15 protein-coding genes and 1 pseudogene are annotated in these 15,118 nt (G+C 68.0%); 10 read left to right on the forward strand and 6 right to left on the reverse strand.

The features are described from left to right. Positions 1–174 precede the first annotated feature (174 nt). The 5 genes from AC07YZ_RS21725 to radA are packed head-to-tail and all read right to left on the reverse strand — an operon-like array spanning position 175 to position 4,376. A complete protein-coding gene (locus AC07YZ_RS21725) occupies positions 175–381 on the reverse strand; it encodes a zinc-finger domain-containing protein (protein WP_226490963.1) in 207 nt (68 codons plus the stop codon). A gap of 1 nt (position 382) precedes the next feature. Further along, positions 383–1,321, reverse strand: a complete 939-nt coding sequence (locus AC07YZ_RS21730) for a branched-chain amino acid transaminase (protein ID WP_226490964.1) — start codon at positions 1,319–1,321, stop codon at positions 383–385. A gap of 58 nt (positions 1,322–1,379) precedes the next feature. Beyond that, positions 1,380–1,826, reverse strand: coding sequence for a glycerate kinase (locus AC07YZ_RS21735; RefSeq protein WP_494796308.1), 447 nt, complete (start codon positions 1,824–1,826; stop codon positions 1,380–1,382). Next, positions 1,823–2,986 (reverse strand): acyltransferase family protein, encoded by a 1,164-nt coding sequence (locus AC07YZ_RS21740; protein WP_494796309.1) that lies wholly within the window; start codon positions 2,984–2,986, stop codon positions 1,823–1,825. The genes AC07YZ_RS21735 and AC07YZ_RS21740 overlap by 4 nt, the downstream gene beginning before the upstream one ends. 7 nt (positions 2,987–2,993) lie before the next feature. After that, complete coding sequence (gene radA, locus AC07YZ_RS21745) at positions 2,994–4,376, reverse strand: DNA repair protein RadA (RefSeq protein WP_226490967.1); 1,383 nt, start codon at positions 4,374–4,376, stop codon at positions 2,994–2,996. A 66-nt stretch (positions 4,377–4,442) separates the two neighbouring features. Here radA and AC07YZ_RS21750 point away from each other — a divergent pair, with 66 nt between their 5' ends. Further along, entirely contained in the window at positions 4,443–5,585 is a 1,143-nt protein-coding gene (locus tag AC07YZ_RS21750; protein WP_494796310.1) for a hypothetical protein, read from the forward strand. A 392-nt stretch (positions 5,586–5,977) separates the two neighbouring features. Here AC07YZ_RS21750 and AC07YZ_RS21755 read toward each other — a convergent pair. Continuing rightward, positions 5,978–7,015 (reverse strand): annotated as a pseudogene (locus AC07YZ_RS21755) (NAD(P)H-dependent flavin oxidoreductase); the annotation flags it as partial. Between the two features lie 115 nt (positions 7,016–7,130). On the opposite strand from AC07YZ_RS21755, the gene hpaR reads away from it, so the two are divergent. From hpaR to AC07YZ_RS21800, 9 genes are all read left to right on the forward strand, one after another. After that, positions 7,131–7,622: a homoprotocatechuate degradation operon regulator HpaR gene (gene hpaR / locus AC07YZ_RS21760; protein ID WP_494796311.1), complete on the forward strand. Its 492-nt coding sequence runs from the start codon at positions 7,131–7,133 to the stop codon at positions 7,620–7,622. A 10-nt stretch (positions 7,623–7,632) separates the two neighbouring features. Beyond that, a complete protein-coding gene (locus AC07YZ_RS21765; RefSeq protein ID WP_494796312.1) occupies positions 7,633–8,295 on the forward strand; it encodes a fumarylacetoacetate hydrolase family protein in 663 nt (220 codons plus the stop codon). Beyond that, positions 8,292–9,086, forward strand: coding sequence for a fumarylacetoacetate hydrolase family protein (locus tag AC07YZ_RS21770; RefSeq protein ID WP_494796313.1), 795 nt, complete (start codon positions 8,292–8,294; stop codon positions 9,084–9,086). Before AC07YZ_RS21765 ends, AC07YZ_RS21770 begins: the two co-directional genes overlap by 4 nt. A gap of 74 nt (positions 9,087–9,160) precedes the next feature. After that, positions 9,161–10,630, forward strand: coding sequence for a 5-carboxymethyl-2-hydroxymuconate semialdehyde dehydrogenase (gene hpaE / locus AC07YZ_RS21775; RefSeq protein ID WP_494796314.1), 1,470 nt, complete (start codon positions 9,161–9,163; stop codon positions 10,628–10,630). Between the two features lie 337 nt (positions 10,631–10,967). Continuing rightward, a complete protein-coding gene (hpaD, locus tag AC07YZ_RS21780) occupies positions 10,968–11,894 on the forward strand; it encodes a 3,4-dihydroxyphenylacetate 2,3-dioxygenase (RefSeq protein ID WP_226490973.1) in 927 nt (308 codons plus the stop codon). 2 nt (positions 11,895–11,896) lie between these two features. After that, positions 11,897–12,349 (forward strand): 5-carboxymethyl-2-hydroxymuconate isomerase, encoded by a 453-nt coding sequence (locus tag AC07YZ_RS21785; protein ID WP_494796315.1) that lies wholly within the window; start codon positions 11,897–11,899, stop codon positions 12,347–12,349. A gap of 7 nt (positions 12,350–12,356) precedes the next feature. Then, entirely contained in the window at positions 12,357–13,184 is an 828-nt protein-coding gene (hpaH, locus tag AC07YZ_RS21790; protein WP_494796316.1) for a 2-oxo-hept-4-ene-1,7-dioate hydratase, read from the forward strand. 34 nt (positions 13,185–13,218) lie between these two features. Next, positions 13,219–14,061, forward strand: a complete 843-nt coding sequence (locus AC07YZ_RS21795) for a class II aldolase/adducin family protein (protein ID WP_494796317.1) — start codon at positions 13,219–13,221, stop codon at positions 14,059–14,061. Beyond that, positions 14,058–15,107, forward strand: a complete 1,050-nt coding sequence (locus AC07YZ_RS21800) for a 2-dehydropantoate 2-reductase (protein WP_494796318.1) — start codon at positions 14,058–14,060, stop codon at positions 15,105–15,107. The genes AC07YZ_RS21795 and AC07YZ_RS21800 overlap by 4 nt, the downstream gene beginning before the upstream one ends. Positions 15,108–15,118 lie beyond the last annotated feature (11 nt).

The following is a 15,118-nucleotide window of genomic DNA, read 5'->3' on the forward strand; positions in this document are numbered from 1 at the left end:
CGGCAAACAACACACGTCATGAAACACGTTTGAAACTGGTCTCCCAACGACGTCCTTCCAAGGACCTTCCAAAAGCCACCCTCGGGTGGCTTTTTTTTGTCCTGCCGTGCCGTCGCCCAAAAAAAATGGGCCGACACGCGGTCGGCCCATGCGGCTCACGCCAGCGCTTCGGGATCAGTGCCCGTGCGAAACCGTCTCGCCGGCCTTGAGCCGGTACACCGTGCCGCAGTAGGGGCAGCGCGCCTCGCCCGTTTTGGCGACGTCCAGATACACCTTGGGGTGGGCGTTCCAGAGCTTCATGTCGGCCAGGGGGCTGGGGCAGAAGATGCCGCCTTGGTGGTTGAGGTCTTTGGCGGCCAGTTCGACCGATGCGTTTTTCATGTCAAACCTTCGTCAGCCAGTGGGCGTACTTGTCGTTGCGGCCATTGACGATGTCAAAGAACGCGCTCTGGATCTTTTCGGTGATCGGGCCGCGGCTGCCGGCGCCCAGCTCGATGCGGTCGAGTTCGCGGATCGGGGTCACTTCTGCGGCGGTGCCGGTGAAGAAGGCCTCGTCGGCGATGTAGACCTCGTCGCGGGTGATGCGCTTTTGCACGATCTCCAGGCCCAGGTCCTTGGCGATGTGGAACACGGTGTTGCGGGTGATGCCGTTGAGCGCGCCGGCCGACAGGTCGGGTGTGTAGATCACGCCGTTTTTCACCACGAAGATGTTTTCGCCGGCGCCTTCGCTCACGAAGCCCGAGCTGTCCAGCAACAGGGCTTCGTCGTAACCCTCGTCGGTCACTTCCATGTTGGCCAGGATGGAGTTGGTGTAGTTGCTCACCGCCTTGGCCTGCGTCATGGTGATGTTGACGTGGTGGCGGGTGTAGCTGCTGGTCTTGACGCGGATGCCGCGCTGCAGGCCTTCTTCGCCCAGGTAGGCGCCCCAGGCCCAGGCCGCGACCATCAGGTGGATGGTGTTGCCCTTGGGGCTGACGCCCAGCTTCTTGTCGCCGATCCAGGTCAGCGGACGGATGTAGCAGCTCTCCAGCTTGTTTTCGCGCACCACCGCCTTCTGGGCCTCGTTCACCTCTTCCTTGGTGAACGGCAGCTTCATGCGCAGGATCTTGGCGCTGTTGAACAGGCGCTCGGTGTGCTCTTCCAGGCGGAAGATGGCCGTGCCGTTGGCGGTGTTGTAGGCGCGCACACCTTCAAACGCGCCACAGCCGTAGTGCAGGGTGTGGGTCAGCACGTGGATCTTGGCGTCGCGCCAGTCGACCATCTGGCCGTCCATCCAGATCTTGCCGTCGCGATCGGACATCGAGGGAACTACGGGGCTCATGCATTCGTCCTTTGGAGATGAGGGGGTGGCCCTGGGGCAGGCCTGCCAACCGGCGATTTTACGGCGCGGTACCGGGCGCCGGGGCGGGCGCTGTTTCCGTGGTCGGGCCGGCCGCCGGGCGGTTCAAGGCCCAGCTCTGCAGCCGACCGCCCCGGAAGGTGGCGGTCACCGACGAGGCGCTGCCGTCCGTCCAGCGGAACACCTCGGGCTCCTCGCCCTCGGCGGACAAGCGCTCACCGAGCGCGCGCGTCATGGCGATCACGTGCATCAGCGTCACGCCGGTTTTGAGCTTGGCGTTGAGCATGACGGCGCTGTCGACCCAGCCGATCGGCCGGTTCGCGGCCCGTTTCATGACCGTCATCAGCCGCGTGAAGTGCAGCAGCAGCCACATCAGCAGGCCGCCCGAGACGGCGATCACGCCGGGCCAGCCGTAGCGCTGCCAGGCCACATAAACGAGGAACAGGGCGGCCAGTGCCAGGGCTGCGTTTTTCACACGGGTGTTCATGGAAGTTGGGGGGGTGGAAGTGAAGGATTCTGCGCGGCCTGGCCCAAGGGCCCCCTGGGCGCACGCTGGCGCCGGGCCAGCCAGGCCAGGGCCGGTTTTTCCACCCACTCGTGGCTCGCGACGGCCAGCAACAGGGTGATGACCAGACAGAGGCCGAGCGCCCCGGCGCTGCCCTCGACGGTGTTCCATCGCATGGGCAGGAGCTTGGGCAGCCATCGCAGCACCGGGAAATGCCAGAGGTAGATGCCATAGCTCCAGTCCCCAAGGCGAACCAGGACGGTGGAGCCCAGCCACCGTGCGCCTTTTCCAGGCTGGATCAGCGTGGCGATCACCAGTGCGATGGACAGTCCGGCCAGCAGATCCCAGGTGATCAGCAGGAGGCCGCCTGTTTTCAGCACGTCCTTGTTGGCGTCGAGCAGCCACAGCAGCGCGACGTAGATCAGCACCGCAGGCAGCAAGGCGTGGCGCATGGCCTGGTGCGCGGCATCGGCCCAGCGGTTGATCGACAGCCCTGCCACAAACAGGAACAGCATGCCCGGGAAGGCCTTCAGCAGGTACGCATAGCGCTGCAGGTCCTCGCCGGCATGTTGTTGCGCCACGCCGGCGCGCCAGCCCAGGCTGACCAGCAGGGCCATGACCACGATGGGCCACAGCCCCCACCGACGCTGGCACAGCAGCAGGAGCGGCAGCAGCAGATAGAACAGCAGCTCCACCGGCAGCGTCCACCACACCCCGTTGTACATGTCGACCCCGCCGGGCAGCGGCGCCAGCCAGAGCAGGAAGTTGCCCAGCAGTTGTCGCGCTTCGAGGAACTGGAACGAGCCCAGGAAGGCGTAGGTGGCGACGATGGAGATGGCCAGCTGGACCCAGACCGCCGGGTAGATGCGCATGAAGCGCCGTTGCCAGAACTGGACGACGTCGCGTCGGGTCAGCGGCCGGTTCCAGATCGTCGCGGCCAGCAGATAGCCCGACAGCACGAAGAACCAGTGAACGCCGACCCAGCCGTAGTCGATGAAAAAGAAGGGCGCCCATTCCGTGCCCAGGAACGAGACGGTTTTGTGGTGGTTGGCCAGGGCGGGAAAGTTGCTTCTCCAGTGGTAGAGCAGCACGAGCAAGGCGGCCAGGCCCCGCAGGCCGTGCAGGACGGGGTTGAATTTCATGGTTTCTTCAGTCGGCGAGTTGGCGGACCAGGGACATCGCTTCTTCGATGCGCTCCACGGCGTGGATGGTCAGGCCCTCGAAGGCCTTGTCGTTCTTCTTCGGCGCGTTGGCTTTGGGCACCACCGCCACGCTGAAACCCAGCTTGGCGGCCTCTTTCAGCCGTTCCTGGCCGCGTGGCGCGGGCCGCACCTCGCCCGCCAGACCCACTTCGCCAAAGGCGATGAAGCCCTTGGGCAGCGCCTTGCCGCGCAGGCTGGAGGTGATGGCGAGCATCACGGCCAGATCGGCCGCCGGTTCGCTGATGCGCACACCGCCCACGGCGTTGACGAACACGTCCTGGTCCATGCAGGCCACGCCGGCGTGGCGGTGCAGCACGGCCAGCAGCATGGCCAGGCGGTCGCGGTCCAGGCCCACGCTCAGGCGCCGTGGCGACGGGCCGCCGCTGTCCACCAGCGCCTGGATCTCCACCAGCATCGGCCGGGTGCCTTCCAGCGTCACCATCACGCAGCTGCCCGGCACCGGCTCGCTGTGCTGGCTCAGAAAGATCGCGCTGGGGTTGCTCACCCCCTTCAAACCGCGCTCGGTCATGGCGAACACGCCGATTTCGTTCACCGCGCCAAAGCGGTTCTTGATCGCGCGGATCAGGCGGAAGCTGGAATGGGTGTCGCCTTCGAAGTACAGCACGGTGTCTACCATGTGTTCCAGCACGCGCGGGCCGGCGAGAGCGCCTTCCTTGGTCACGTGGCCCACCAGCACGATGGCGGTGCCGCTGGCCTTGGCCGCGCGCGTCAGGTGGGCCGCGCATTCGCGCACCTGCGCCACCGAGCCGGGCGCGCTGGTGAGCTGCTCGGAGTACACGGTCTGGATCGAGTCGATCACAGCGATGGCGGGCTGGGTGTGGGCCAGCGTGGCCAGGATCTTTTCCAGTTGGATCTCGGCCAGCACGCTGACCTGCGAGCCGTCCAGCCCGAGGCGGCGCGAGCGCAGCGCCACCTGGGCGCCGCTCTCTTCGCCGGTGACGTAGAGCGTTTTCTGGCCCGAGCGTTGCAGCGCATCCAGCGCCTGCAGCAGCAGGGTGGACTTGCCGATGCCCGGGTCGCCGCCGATCAGCACCACGCCGCCTTCCACGATGCCGCCGCCCAGCACGCGGTCCAGCTCGTCGTGGCCGGTGGGGGTGCGCTGCACGTCGGTGGCGTCGATGTCGGCCAGGGTCGTGACCTCGGCGGTCTTCGCCAGCGAGGCGAAGCGGTTTTTCGCCGGAGCCGATGGCGATTCGGCCACCGATTCGATCAGCGTGTTCCAGGCGTTGCAGTGCGGGCACTTGCCCAGCCACTTGGGGCTGGTACCGCCGCATTCGTTGCAGGTGTATTGGGTTTTGTCTTTGGCCATGTGGCAGGCAATATAGTCGAGTCCCGCCGGGCCGGCTCCGGCCCCGCCCGCCCCACTGGACCCCTTTTGCCCGACCCCCGCCATCCCACCCCGCCGCCCGCCGCGGCCTTGCGCGCGCTGCCGCCCGACGAGCAGCCGCTCTCGGCGGCTGCGCGGGCCTTCAACCTGCAGCTGACCCGCGTCGACAAGCTCAAGGCCCAGCTCGACGAGCTGGACGCGCTGGGCCAGTCGCACCGGGTGGAGCTGCACCGTTGGGTCGCGCCCTTGCAGCAGCGCCAGCGCCAGCGCATGCGCGAGCTGGCCCTGTGGCTGGCCGAGTGTCTGCGGGGCAAGACGCTCAGCCGCCTGCAGCAGGCAACGGCGACCGCGGCCCTGTGCCGGTTGGCGCAGACCCTGGCCGAGGAGGGCGACAGCGCCATGGCCGCGCTGCACGACCAGCACAGCCCGCAGACGCTGGCGCAGAAGAAGCAGGCCGCTGCCGACGCCCTGCGCGAGCGGCTGGAGCAGGTGCTGGGCGAACCGCTGGCCGATGCGGGGGAAGACGCGTCGATGGAAGCGCTGTTGCGTGCCGGCATGGCGCGGCTGCGCGCGTCGCAGGACGAAGAGCAGGCGCGCCGCCAGGCCAAGGCCAAGGCCCGCAAGGCGCGGCAGAAACCCGGCGCGGAGCAGACCCAGGCCCAGGTGCAGCAGACCGATGCCGACACCCAGCTGCGCACCCTGTTCCGCCAGCTCGCCAGCGCCCTGCACCCCGACCGCGAACCCGACCCGCAGGAGCGCCTGCGCAAGACCGCGCTCATGAGCGAGGCCAACGCCGCCTATGGGCGCAAGGACCTGGTCACGCTGATGCAGATCCAGCTGCGCGCCGAACTGGCAGACCCGGCGGCGGTTTCGCGCCTGGCCGATCACCGGCTGGCCGCGCTGACCCTGCTGCTCAAGCAGCAGGTGGCCGGGCTGGAGCGCGAGCGCGCCGCGCGCCAGCAGCGCCTGGCGGGCGAGTTCGACCTGCCGCCGGGCCAGGTGGCCAACCCGAACACGTTGAAACAGAGCCTGCTGGCGCAGGTGGCGGCGCTGGAGTCCGCCGTGGCGCGGACCGAGCAGGAGCTGGAACAGGTGCAGGAACCGGCCGGCCTCAAGCGCTGGCTGAACCAGCAGCGCGAGCAGCGCAGCCACACGGTCCGTAACGACCGCGACCTCGACGACTATGGCTGATCCGGTGCGGCCGGGTGGCTGTAGCGCCGTTTCACCTCGGCGATCTCCACCGTGTAGCTGGCGTACCAGCGCTCCCGCCCCAGCCGCTGTGCCATCAGGTGGTCGGTGTGCTGTTTCCAGGCGCGAATGCTGGCTTCGTCGGGCCAGTAAGAGAGCGCGATTTCCTGATCGCCCTCGGTGGCGGCGGTGAAATCCAGGCAGCCGAACCGCGTCAGCGCCAGCTCGCGCATCTGCGCGGCCATGGCGCTGTAGTCGGCGTCGAGCGTGCGCGCCTTGGCGCGGAAGATCACGACAAATCCGGATTCAAGCGCCGGGCCGCCCCCAGCTGGAATCGCGGCCCCCTCGGGGGGCAGCGACCCGCGCAAGCGGTGGAGCGTGGGGGCCATGGACTCAAAACCCCGGGTGAGCTGGTGGGTGATCTCGGCCGCCGGCAGCGACCGGCAGCCGCTGGCGTTCTGGCCCGACCACAGCGGCGAAAAGTCGCTGCTGCCCAGCGCCTCGAAGTGCGCGCGCAGCGGCGCCATGGCGGCGGTGGCGAGCGGGAAGGCCGGCGCGGCCGGGCTCAGGGGGCCGAGCTCGCGCATCACGCGGTTGACGATGCCGCGCGCCGGCCGGCCGGTGAACACGTTGGTGAGCGCGGTGTGGCGCGCGGCCTCGCTCTGCAGGGCGGCGCGGTGCAGAGCGCTGGTGGTGGCTTCAGCGCTGCACAGGTAGGCCGTGCCCACCTGCACGCCCGCCGCGCCCAGCGCCATCGCCGCAGCCACCCCCGCCGCATCGGCGATGCCGCCGGCGGCGATCACCGGCACGTCCACCGCCGCCACGATCTGCGGCAGCAGCGCGAAGGTGCCGACTTGCGTGGTGATGTCATCCGTCAAAAACATGCCCCGGTGGCCGCCCGCCTCCAGGCCCTGGGCGATCACCGCGTCGGCGCCGTGGGCCACGAGCCAGCGCGCCTCGTCCACCGTGGTGGCGCTCGACAGCAGCACGCTGCCCCAGCTTTTCACGCGGGCCACCAGCTCCGGCGCCGGCAGGCCGAAGTGGAAGCTCACCACCGGCGGGCGGAAGGATTCCAGGATGTCGGCCGACGCGGCGCTGAACGGCACGCGGCCGGCGCCGGCCGGCACCGCGGTGAGGTCCAGCCCGGCCTCGGCATAGAAGGGGGCGAGTGCTGCGCGCCAGGTGGCCTCGCGGGCCGCGTCGGGCTCGGGCGGGGTGTGGCAGAAGAAGTTGACGTTCCAGGGGCGCTGCGTGCCGGCGCTCAGGGTCGTCAGCTCGCGCTGCAGGGCCTCGGGCGTGAGCATGGCGCCGGGCAGCGAGCCCAGGCCGCCGGCGTTGCTCACCGCAATGGCCAGGGCCGCGCCCTGCACGCCGGCCATCGGGGCCTGGATCAACGGAAATTCGGTGTGCAGCAGCTCGGTCAGGGTTTTCATGCGCGGATTGTCGGTGCGCCGGACCCCGGTGACCAGCGCCCCGGTATGGGTCACCCCGGAGCTCAGGGTAAACCCGGAAACAGGGTGGTGGTAAATCATTTAACATATTAAATAAATGAGCGCCGAAACCCCTTTTGTCCACCGCAACCTGCCCCGCCTGCTGCTCGAAGCGCGCGAGGCCGTGATGCAGCACACCCGGCCCAGCCTGCGCGAGCACGGCCTGTCGGACCAGCAGTGGCGCGTGCTGCGCGTGCTGGGTGAACACGCGGCCGACCCGGCGGGCGTCGAAACCGGCCGCGTGGCCCGCGAGGCCCTGCTGCTCGGCCCCAGCCTCACCGGCGTGCTCACGCGCATGGAGCGCGACGGCCTGATCAGCCGCGCGCGCTGCCCGCAGGACGCGCGCCGCACCGTGGTGCGCGCCACGCCGGCTGGCCTGAAGCTGGTGGCCACGCTGTCGCAGACCATCGAGGCGCACTACGCCTGGATGGAGTCGCAGCTGGGAAAGGCGCGGCTGGCGCAGCTCTACGCCCTGCTCGACGGCGTGATCGCGCTGGAAGTGCCCGATGCCGAAGCGGGCGAGGGCGAGGCCGAAGAAGACGCCGCATGAAGGAGCACCCATGAACACCCCCTGGACCCCGCCGTACCTGCCGCAGGGCACGGTCTACGGCACCCTGCTGAACTTCCGGCGCGAGCACGCGCTGTGGGCGCCGCGCATGAACGAGGCGCCGTACCAGGCGCCGCCCCAGGCGCCGGTGCTCTACATCAAGACCGCCAACACCTTCACGCCGTCGGGCCATGCCATCCCCTTGCCCCACCAGCTTGCCGAGGTCGAGGTGAGCGCGTCGCTCGGTCTGGTCGCGGGCGAGGGCGGCTGGGTCGCCGGCGCCGTGCTGTTCAACGACGTGGCGGTCCCGCACGAGAGCTACTACCGTCCGCCGGTGAAGTTCCGCTGCGTGGACGGCTTCCTGGGGGTGGGGCGCGACCTGCTGCCTTTCGACGCCCTCGGGGGTTTTGAGGGGCTGGCCAGGCTGAGCCTGGAGCTGCGCGTGCACGGGGTGCTGAAGCAGACCGTGGCGCTGGCCGATCTGGTGCGCGACGCGGCCACGCTCTGGGCCGACGTGAACGCCTTCCAGACCCTGCGGCCGGGCGACGTGCTGATGCTCGGCACCGACTGCCTGAGCGACGGCTCGCGACCACGCGCACATGCGGGCGAAGCGGTCGAAATCACCGCCGTCGGCTTCCATCCGCTGGTCAACCATTTCACCGAGGAGCTGGCATGAAGCGCGCCCGCATCGCCTGGGCCGGCGCGGTCCACGACGCCATCGAAGCCGATGGTCAGCTGGAGTTGCTCACGCCCGCTTTCAAAGGCCACCGCGTGGCTTTCGACGAGGTGGTCTGGCTGCCGCCGCTGGCTCCGGTGCCCCGTCCCCGCACTGTGCTCGCACTGGGCCTGAACTACGCCGACCACGCGAAAGAACTCGCCTTCAAGGCGCCCGAGGAACCGCTGGCCTTCGTCAAAGGCGAGGCCTCGCTCATCGGCCACCGCGCGTTCACCGTGCGGCCCGAGGGCGTGCGGTTCATGCACTACGAATGTGAGCTGGCGGTGGTCATCGGAAAGCCCGCGAAGCGCGTGAAGAAGGCCGATGCATTGCAGTACGTGGCCGGCTACACCGTGGCCAACGACTACGCGATCCGCGACTACCTGGAGAACTGGTACCGCCCCAACCTCAAGGTCAAGAACCGCGACACCTGCACGCCCATCGGCCCCTGGCTGGTGGACGCGGCCGATGTGGCCGATCCCCAGGCGCTGGCGCTGCGCACCACGGTGAACGGCCAGCTCACGCAGCAGGGCAGCACGAAAGACATGATCTTCGACGTGCCCACGCTGATTCAGTACTTCAGCGGTTTCATGACGCTCATGCCCGGCGACCTGATCCTTACCGGCACGCCCGACGGCGTGGTCGACTGCCAGCCGGGCGACGTGGTCGTTACCGAAATCGAGGGCATCGGCTCACTGACCAACACCATCACCGCTGAGCAAAAGGGGTCAGATCCTGATTCAGGACAGTGACCTCGCCGGATCAAAACCACGTTGAACGAAATCAGGCTCTGACCCTTTTGCGGTCTGGCCGGCGAAAGACCCTTATGAAAATCGATCACCTCATCAACGGCAAGACCGTCGCTGGCAGCGACTATTTCGAATCCATCAACCCCGCCACGCAGGGCGTGCTGGCCGAAGTGGCATCGGGCACCGAGGCCGACGTGAACGCCGCGGTGCAGGCCGCCAAAGACGCCTTCCCGGCCTGGGCCGGCCTGCCCGCCACCGAGCGCGCCAAGAAGATCCGCGCGCTGGGTGAGCTGATTGCGAAGCACGTGCCGGAAATCGCCCAGACCGAAACCCAGGACACCGGCCAGGTGATCGCGCAGACCGGCAAACAGCTGATCCCGCGCGCGGCCGACAACTTCACTTACTTCGCCGAGATGTGCACCCGCGTGGACGGCCACACCTACCCCACGCCCACGCACCTGAACTACACGCTGTTCCACCCGGTGGGGGTGTGCGCGCTGATCTCGCCGTGGAACGTGCCCTTCATGACCGCCACCTGGAAGGTGGCGCCGTGTCTGGCCTTCGGCAACACGGCGGTGCTGAAGATGAGCGAGTTGTCGCCCATGACCGCCGCGCGCCTGGGCGAGCTGGCGCTGGAAGCCGGCATCCCGGCTGGCGTGCTGAACGTGGTGCATGGCTTCGGCAAGGAAGCGGGCGAGCCGCTGTGTGCCCACCCGGACGTGCGCGCGATCAGCTTCACCGGGTCCACCGCCACCGGCAACCGCATCGTGAAGACCGCGGGCCTGAAGAAGTTCAGCATGGAGCTGGGCGGCAAGAGCCCGTTCGTGGTCTTCGACGACGCCGATCTGGACCGCGCGCTCGACGCCGCACTCTTCATGATCTTCAGCAATAACGGCGAGCGCTGTACCGCCGGCAGCCGCATCCTGGTGCAGCAGAGCATCTACGCCGACTTCGCGGCGAGGTTCGCCGAGCGCGCGAAGAAGATCGTGGTCGGCGACCCGCTGGATGAGAAGACCACCATCGGCCCGATGATCAGCCAGGGCCATCTGGCCAAGGTGCGCAGCTACATTGAATTGGGACCGAAGGAGGGCGCGACGATGTTGTGCGGCGGCATCGACCGTCCCAGCTATGCGACCGAATTGCCGGCGCATGTGCGGGCCGGCAACTACGTGTGGCCCACGGTGTTCGCCGACGTGGACAACCGCATGCGCATCGCGCAAGAAGAGATCTTCGGCCCGGTGGCCTGCCTGATCCCGTTCCGCGACGAAGCGCACGCCATCGAGTTGGCGAACGACATCGCCTACGGCCTCTCCAGCTATGTGTGGACCGAGAACATCGGCAAGGCGCACCGGGTGGCGGCTTCGATTGAAGCGGGCATGTGTTTCGTGAATTCGCAGAACGTGCGGGACCTGCGGCAGCCGTTTGGTGGCACCAAGGCGTCGGGCACGGGGCGTGAGGGTGGCACTTGGAGTTACGAGGTGTTCCTGGAGCCGAAGAACGTGGCTGTTTCTCTGGGGTCGCACCACATTCCCCATTGGGGAGTTTGAGTTGCTCTCTGCTGTTTCACACAACCACCTGGGCGGGAAGGGAGCGCCGTGGCGCTCTGTTCCGCTCATGTCCCCCGAAACGGGCTATGCCCGTTTCTCCTCCTTTACTTCGCTACACAGAACGCCACGTCACTCCCTTCCTGAAACGATGTTGGCGCTCAACGTTCAAATGCCGATGCGCAGCGAGAAGGCGGTGATGGGTGTGTGCCGCAGCGAAGTAAAGGAGGAGGGCTGCGCGCAGCGCAGACCGGGGGACATGAGCGGAGGTGGGCGCCCGACGTGGTCGGCCCACGGAGCGCACGAAACAAATCCCATCCACTGACAGGAGACAAACCCCATGGGCAAAGTAGCACTGGTCGGCAAGATCACCCACGTCCCCTCCATGTACCTCAGCGAGCTGGACGGCCCGCGCAAAGGCACCCGGCAGGACGCCATCGACGGCCACAAGGAAATCGCGCGCCGCTGCAAAGAACTCGGCGTCGACACCATCGTCGTCTTCGACACCCACTGGCTCGTCAACGCCAGCTACCACCTCAACTGCGCCCCGCAGTGGCAAGGCACCTACACCAGCAACGAGCTGCCGCACTTCATCAGCAACATGCCCTTCGCCATCCCCGGCAACCCCGAGCTCGGGCAACTGCTGGCCAAGGTGGCCAATGAACACGGCGTCGAAACCCTGGCCCACCACGCCACCACGCTCGACCCCGAGTACGGCACCCTCGTGCCCATGCGCTACATGAACGCCGACCAGCACTTCAAGGCCATCTCGGTCTCCGCGCTGTGCACCGTGCACTACCTCAACGACAGCGCACGCCTGGGCTGGGCCATGCGCAAGGCGGTCGAAGACCACTACGACGGCACCGTCGCCTTCCTAGCCAGCGGCTCGCTCAGCCACCGCTTCGCACAGAACGGCCTCGCGCCCGAGTTCGCCTTCAAGGTCTGGAGCCCCTTCCTCGAAACGCTGGACCACCGCGTGGTGCAGATGTGGGAGAACGGCGAGTGGGCCGACTTCTGCGGCATGCTGCCCGAGTACGCGGCCAAGGGCCACGGCGAAGGCTTCATGCACGACACCGCCATGATGCTGGGCGTGCTGGGCTGGAGCGAGTACGACGGCCAAGCCGAGGTCATCACGCCGTATTTCGGTGCGAGCGGCACCGGCCAGATCAACGCCGTGTTTCCCGTCACCCCCGTCACCGGCAAGGCCATCCCCAAGGCGCAGGCCTCGGCCGCCGATGGCTTCAGCCTGGTCAGCACAAGGCTCTGAACATGCCCCACCTCGTGATCCTCTACACCCCCAACCTCGACAAGCCCGCGGCCGAAGGCGGCGTCGACATGGGCGGCCTGTGCCGCGCCCTGTGCGACACCATGCTCGCCGTGCGCGACGAGCAGGACCGCCAGGTTTTCCCCACCGGCGGCACGCGCGTGCTGGCCTACCCCGCCGCGCACAGCGCCGTGTCCGATGGCGGTGCGGCCGGCATCGCGGCCGGTCTGGGCGGCGACTACGCCTTCGTCTACATGAACGTGCGCATGGCCAAGGGCCGCAGCGCGCTCGTGCACCAGCGCGTGGGCGAGGCGCTGAACGCCTGCGTGAAAGAGCGCTTCGCCGAACAGCTGGCCCGCCGCCCCATCGGCATCACCGTGCAGGTGGACGAAGGCCACGAGGTCTTCGATGCCAAGAACAGCTCGCTGCACCCGCTCTTTGCGCCCAAGAAAGCCTGACCGCACCATGTTCAGCCCCGAACTCATCGCCCAGCTCGCCGCCGAGCTGCAGCGCTCGCAACAGACCCGCACCCAGGTCGAGCATTTCTCCAAACGCCACCCCGGCATGACCGTCGAGGACGGCTACCGCATCGGCCGCGCCTGGGTGGAGCTGCAGAAGGCTGAAGGCAAACAAGTGATTGGTCACAAGATCGGCCTCACCAGCCGCGCCATGCAGATCAGCAGCCAGATCGACGAACCCGACTACGGCACCCTGCTCGACGACATGCTCTACGTCGCGAAGGTCGGTGAGGTGCTGGAGATTCCGGTCAGGAATTTCATCGCACCCCGCGTCGAGGTCGAACTGGCCTTCGTGCTCAAGGCGCCGCTGGCCGGCCCCAACGTGACCGTCGACGACGTGCTGGCCGCCACCGCCTACATCACCCCGGCCATCGAGATCATCGACGCGCGCATCGAGCAGTTCGACCGCCACACCAAGGTGATGCGCAAGGTCTACGACACCATCAGCGACAACGCGGCCAACGCCGGCATCGTGATCGGTGCTGGCGACCCTGCCTTCCAGGCCGACCCGCGCAGCACCAACCGCCCCTGGTGCGGCGCCATCCTGCGGCAGAACGGTGCGGTCGAAGAAACGGGCCTGGCCGCCGGCGTGCAAGGCGACCCGGCCATCGGCATCGCCTGGCTGGCCAACAAGCTGGCGCCCTGGGGCGAATCGCTGCAGGCTGGCGAAATCGTGCTGGCCGGCAGCTTCACGCGGCCGGTCGCGGCCAAGGCGGGCGACCTGTTCGAGGCCGATTACGGGCCGCTGGGCTGCCTGCGTTTCCGGTTCGTCTGAACGCACACATATATATATATAGAAGGAGACCCCCATGGCCGACGCCTTCCTCAAACCCGCCCGCTTCAGCGACGCCGAGTGGCACGCCCGCGTGCAGCTCGCCGCCTGCTACCGCATCTTTGCCCACCTGGGCTGGGCCGAGCTGATCTACAACCACATCTCGCTGCGCGTGCCGGGGCAGAAACAGTCCCCCCTGCCCGGTGCTTCGCACCGTTCTCCCCCTGAGGGGGACGGTTCGTCTTGGGAGCGGCCCGGCGACGAACCTGACCACTTCCTCATCAACCCCTTCGGCCTGCACTACACCGAGGTCACGGCGTCCAACCTGGTCAAGGTCGATGTCGACGGCAACATCATCGGCAACGACGACTGGCCGATCAACCCGGCCGGTTTCACCTTCCACGGCGCCATCCACGCCACGCTGCCCGACGCGCACTGCGTGATGCACGTGCACACCACGCCGACCATGGCCGTGTGCTGCAGCGAAGAGGGGTTGAGCTACACCAACTTCTATGCCGCCCAGCTCTATGGCCAGGTGGCGTACCACGACTTCGAGGGCATCACGGTGCACCGCGACGAAGGCGCGCGCATCCTCGCCAGTGCGGGCGGCAAGCGCGTGCTGCTGCTGCGCAACCACGGGCCGGTGATCATCGGTCACACCCTCGCGCAGGCCTTCAGCCTGATGTGGCTGGTGCAGCGCGCCTGCGAGATCCAGGTCGCCTCGGCCCCGCTCGGAAAGCTGCGGCACATTCCCGTGCCGGTGCTCGAAGGCTGCGTGCGCGACTCGCTGAACTTCAACCCCAAATTCGGCGCCGGTGAGGATTCGTTCGCCGCCATGCAGCGCCTGATCGACCGCATCGACCCGGGGTACCGCGCATGAGTGCAAACACCTTTCAGAAAGTGGCGGTGGTCGGCGTCGGCGCCATCGGCGGGCTGTTCGCAGGCTGGCTGGGTTCGCGTCTGCCCGCGGGTCAGGTTCAACTCTCTGCGGTGGCTCGTGGCGAAACCCTGCGCACGCTGCGCGGGCAGGGCCTGACCTGGGTGGATGCCGATGGGGCCGAGCACCGCGTCGCGGTGAACGCCAGCGACGACCCGGCGAGTCTGGGCGTGCAGGACCTGGTGATCGTCTCGGTCAAGGGCCCGGCCATGCCGCAGGTCGCGCCGGCCGTGCGCGCACTCATGGGGCCGCACACGGTGGTGCTGGTCGCGATGAACGGCGTGCCCTGGTGGTTCTTCGACGGCCTGCCCGGCGAAGCCGCCGGCTTGCAGTTGAACGCGGTGGACCCCGGCGGCGCGACGGCCGCGCAGATCCCCACGTCGCAGGTCATCGGCTGCGTGGTGCACGCCAGCGCCGCTTCGCCGTCCCCGGCGCGCATCGAGCGCATCAAGAACAACCAGCTCATCATCGGCGAGCCGGCCGGCGGCGCGACGCCGCGCGTGCAGGCCGTGGCCGATCTGCTGAGCGCGGCGGGTTTTGGCGTCACCGTGTCCGAACGCATCCAGCGCGACATCTGGTTCAAGCTCTGGGGCAACATGACCATGAACCCGGTCTCGGCCATCACCGGCGCGCCCTGCGACCGCATCCTCGACGACGACCTCGTGCGCGGCTTCTGCAGCGCCGTCATGCGCGAGGCGCAGGCCATCGGCGCGCGCATCGGCATCCCGATTGACCAGCAGCCCGAAGACCGCCACGCCGTCACACGCAAGCTCGGTTCCTTCAAGACCTCGATGCTGCAGGACGTGGAAGCCGGCCGCCCCATCGAACTCGACGCCCTGGTGGGCGCGGTGCGCGAGATCGGCCAGCACCTGGGCGTGGCCACGCCGAACATGGACGCGCTCATGGGCCTCACCAGGCTCATGGGCCAGATGCGAGACTTGTACCCCCCTGCGCCGCTTCGCGTCTTCCCCCCAGGGGGACGGCACTAGCCGTCTGGCAA

It is taken from the genome of Hydrogenophaga sp. GW101-3F08, assembly GCF_059424585.1.

Coding starts and splice junctions, on each gene's coding strand:
- AC07YZ_RS21770 (WP_494796313.1), top strand. CDS start 8,292: ATGAAGCGCGCCCGCATCGCCTGGGCCGGCGCGGTCCACGACGCCATC.
- hpaE (WP_494796314.1), top strand. CDS start 9,161: ATGAAAATCGATCACCTCATCAACGGCAAGACCGTCGCTGGCAGCGAC.
- AC07YZ_RS21735 (WP_494796308.1), bottom strand. CDS start 1,826: ATGAACACCCGTGTGAAAAACGCAGCCCTGGCACTGGCCGCCCTGTTC.
- radA (WP_226490967.1), bottom strand. CDS start 4,376: ATGGCCAAAGACAAAACCCAATACACCTGCAACGAATGCGGCGGTACC.
- AC07YZ_RS21740 (WP_494796309.1), bottom strand. CDS start 2,986: ATGAAATTCAACCCCGTCCTGCACGGCCTGCGGGGCCTGGCCGCCTTG.
- hpaH (WP_494796316.1), top strand. CDS start 12,357: ATGTTCAGCCCCGAACTCATCGCCCAGCTCGCCGCCGAGCTGCAGCGC.
- AC07YZ_RS21765 (WP_494796312.1), top strand. CDS start 7,633: ATGAACACCCCCTGGACCCCGCCGTACCTGCCGCAGGGCACGGTCTAC.
- AC07YZ_RS21730 (WP_226490964.1), bottom strand. CDS start 1,321: ATGAGCCCCGTAGTTCCCTCGATGTCCGATCGCGACGGCAAGATCTGG.
- AC07YZ_RS21785 (WP_494796315.1), top strand. CDS start 11,897: ATGCCCCACCTCGTGATCCTCTACACCCCCAACCTCGACAAGCCCGCG.
- AC07YZ_RS21795 (WP_494796317.1), top strand. CDS start 13,219: ATGGCCGACGCCTTCCTCAAACCCGCCCGCTTCAGCGACGCCGAGTGG.
- hpaR (WP_494796311.1), top strand. CDS start 7,131: ATGAGCGCCGAAACCCCTTTTGTCCACCGCAACCTGCCCCGCCTGCTG.
- hpaD (WP_226490973.1), top strand. CDS start 10,968: ATGGGCAAAGTAGCACTGGTCGGCAAGATCACCCACGTCCCCTCCATG.
- AC07YZ_RS21725 (WP_226490963.1), bottom strand. CDS start 381: ATGAAAAACGCATCGGTCGAACTGGCCGCCAAAGACCTCAACCACCAA.
- AC07YZ_RS21800 (WP_494796318.1), top strand. CDS start 14,058: ATGAGTGCAAACACCTTTCAGAAAGTGGCGGTGGTCGGCGTCGGCGCC.